Source organism: Mesorhizobium sp. M7A.F.Ca.US.002.01.1.1 (genome assembly GCF_004022955.1).
GTDB lineage: Bacteria > Pseudomonadota > Alphaproteobacteria > Rhizobiales > Rhizobiaceae > Mesorhizobium > Mesorhizobium ciceri.
This window is the reverse complement of record NZ_RZQE01000908.1, coordinates 1-1,080: the sequence shown is the minus strand read 5'-3', so window position 1 is coordinate 1,080 and position 1,080 is coordinate 1. Positions and strand designations below refer to the sequence as shown.

Here is a 1,080-nt window from a genome sequence, read left to right as displayed (position 1 = left end):
GCCCACATCAGGGGCCATGTTGAGGGCGAAGGACACCCAGGCGAAAGCGCCGCCCGAGACGTAGACCCAATAGCTGAACGCGTTCAGGCGCGGAAACGCGATGTTGCGGGTGCCGACCATCAGCGGCACCAGGTAGATCCCGGTCGCCTGCACGATGGGCACGGCGAACAGAAACATCATCGTAACGCCATGCATGGTGAACAGCTGATTGTAGAGGTCGGGCCCGATCAGCCCGCGTTGCGGTCCAGAAAGCTGGATGCGCATGACGACAGCGTTGAGGCCGCCAAGACCAAGGAACACGAAAGCGGTGATCAAATAGCGTCGTGCGATCACCTTGTGATCGACGCTCGACAAGGCTCCGACGATACCGGATGGCGTCCGCCAGGTGCGCTCGAGCCAGCGATGCAGGCCGGCATCATCCATGCCGGTGTCGCGCGGTCCGTCATGCTCGGGCGCGATGTCGCCTTTTGCAGATACCTTGCGCTCCGGCGGCAGGTCGCGTTGGCTTGTGAGATCCGCGCTGCTCATTTCAGACCCTCGAGATAGGCGACCACGGCATTGAGCTCATCGCCGCTGAGCTCCACCACCGGCATGTGGGAGCCGGGCTTGATGCCTTGCGGGTCGGCTATCCAGGCGGCGAGATTGCCGCGGCTCATCGTCAAGGTCCCGGCAGCGAGCGTCTGCCGGCTGGCTATGTGGGTGAGATCGGGAGCCACCGTTCCGCCGGCCGGCGTCCCCCCGATCCTGTGACACATCACGCAGGGGCGTTTGAGGAACAGGTCCGCACCGACCTTGGCTTCGCCGCTCGCCGGCGCGCCGGCCGGCTGCAACTGGTCGTTCAGCCAGGCATCGAATTTCGGGCGCGGCTCGGCGATGATGAAGGTGCCCATGTTGGCGTGCTGCGCACCGCAGAATTCAGCGCATTGACCACGGTAGACGCCTGGCTTGTCCGCCTTGATATCCAGGACGTTCATGTGGCCCGGGATAAGGTCGAGCTTGCCGGCCAAGCTTGGGATCCAGAAGGAATGGATCACATCGGTCGAGGTCAAAAGCAGCCGCACCGGCTCGCCGGCAGGGATA

Annotated in this window: 2 protein-coding genes; both read right to left on the bottom strand. The window is 63.9% G+C overall.

The features are described from left to right. Nucleotides 1–528, bottom strand: a 528-nt coding sequence (locus EN932_RS36650; RefSeq protein WP_206619042.1) for a cbb3-type cytochrome c oxidase subunit I, incomplete at its 3' end; no start/stop codon positions are given. Continuing rightward, on the bottom strand, nt 525–1,080 hold a 556-nt coding region (locus EN932_RS36645; RefSeq protein WP_128369549.1), incomplete at its 5' end, for a c-type cytochrome. The genes EN932_RS36645 and EN932_RS36650, both read right to left, overlap by 4 nt.